Origin of the sequence: Streptomyces marokkonensis, assembly GCF_039539045.1 — a bacterium.
Lineage (GTDB): Bacteria > Actinomycetota > Actinomycetes > Streptomycetales > Streptomycetaceae > Streptomyces > Streptomyces marokkonensis.
The window spans coordinates 1-1,621 of record NZ_BAABCQ010000364.1 but is presented as its reverse complement, the minus strand read 5'-3'; the positions used below and the strand labels follow the sequence as shown (position 1 = coordinate 1,621).

Sequence of the window (1,621 nt, the reverse complement as noted above, 5' to 3'; positions counted from 1 at the left end):
TGGTCTCCTCCCGGGGTGTTTACCCTGGTATCAGCCGTATCGCAGGTTATGTACGCCCTCAAGGCTAACCGGCGGTCGTCTCTCCGGTTTGCTCGATCTTGCGCAGAAAGGGCTACTCAGGTCAGCGGACGTCGGGGGCGGCTCCTCGGAGGAAGAGGTCGACGACGTCCTGGGCCAGGCGGTCGGCGGAGGCCGGGGCGCAGTCGTCCTGTGGGGGACGGACGGTGGCGGCCAGCTCCATGAAGGCGGTGGCGAGGAACCCCGGATCGGCTTGCCGCAGTTCGCCCGTGGCCACCGCCTGGGCCATGAGGTCGGTGACGGGCTGGATGAGGCCGCGCACGTAGGCGTGGGAGACCTCGGTGCGCTGGTCGTCCTCGAGGTGGCGGGTCGCGTAGTAGATCTGGTTGCTGAGTGCGGAGTTGTAGGTGCCCTGGGCGTAGGAGGCGGCGAGGGCGAGGAGCTTGTCGCGCAGGGTGCCGGGGGTGGTGAGTGCTCCTTGGAGGAGGGCCGAGGCTTCCTTGGTGTAGTGGTCGGCCACCTCCATGAACAGGGCGGGTTTTCCGCCGGGGAAGTGGTGGTAGAGGCTGGCCTTCTTCACGTCGACGGCTTTGGCGATGTCGTCGAGGGAGACGCCGAGGTAGCCGTGGTCGGCGAGGCGGCGGGCGAACTCGTCACGGGCACGGGCGCGGGTGTCGGCCTGGCGGGGCATGGTGGTCAGACTCCTGTACGGGTACGGCGGGTCAGTCAGGGTGAGGTGAGCAGGGCGCGCATGGCTTCCAGCGGCGGGGTGAGCGGGTTGACGTCGGCCGCGTTGGTCATCCAGCCACCGAGCTGGTCACACTCATAACCTACCTATCAATAGGTAGGTTATCAATTCGCCTTCGTCTCAGACCCTGGTCAGCGGAAAGTGGAGTCACCCGCGTCGCGCGCCCCGAGGCAGGTGCCGGCCACCATCCGCTGCGGCGGCGTCCCTATCGTCCGCGGCCCGTCGGATCTGGACTCGCTGCTCAACATATTGCTCACCGCCCATGCCGAGGGGAGTACCCGTGCCGGGCTACAAGGGTGCTGTGGGCGAGGCTGTGGTCGCAGGTCACGTCACCCTGCCCGCTTCTACTCACCACTGCAGGCCGGTGCGACCGACGAACTTCCCCGCCTGGCCCCCTTCACCGTCCGTAGTTCACCGTGAAGGGAAGGGTGAGGGCGGCCCCGGTGCGGGCCGCCCCCGTGCTTCAACGTCTGCCACCACCGGCGCCCGAGCCGGCGGCGGGCCGTCCGGCCGGGGCTGGGAGAGAACCGAAGGGTGCCTGGCTGCCTGGATCGCACCCCTGTGCGGCGGTGACGTGTCGCATCAGCCCGGCTGGTCGCCCGCGTAGCGATAGATGTCGCCTGCGCTGCTGACGTGCCAGACGGTGCCGTCGGCGGCGGCGCAGATGTCGACGGCCTCGCCGGGGATCGGGACCGAGGGGCTGGGGTCGCCGGCGTTGTTGCGGAGAACCTGTATATGTCGCCGTTGGAGTTCCACGCCCCACACGTTGGTCCGCGACCCCGTGGTGATGGCCGCGAGACTGCCTGAGATCCTGATCCACTCGGGAATGTGGCCCTGCCTTTCCTGTGGGGGACG

At 68.5% G+C, this 1,621-nt stretch carries 2 protein-coding genes; both read right to left on the bottom strand.

Translation table 11 applies throughout. The features are described from left to right. Positions 1–121 precede the first annotated feature (121 nt). Entirely contained in the window at positions 122–709 is a 588-nt protein-coding gene (locus ABEA26_RS35885; RefSeq protein ID WP_345598253.1) for a TetR/AcrR family transcriptional regulator, read from the bottom strand. 639 nt (positions 710–1,348) lie between these two features. Further along, a partial coding sequence (locus ABEA26_RS35880) for a tectonin domain-containing protein (protein ID WP_345598252.1) occupies positions 1,349–1,621 on the bottom strand: 273 nt, incomplete at its 5' end.

Bases quoted from the DNA above. Each gene is read 5' to 3' on its own strand.
- ABEA26_RS35885 (WP_345598253.1), bottom strand. From the start codon at position 709: ATGCCCCGCCAGGCCGACACCCGCGCCCGTGCCCGTGACGAGTTCGCC.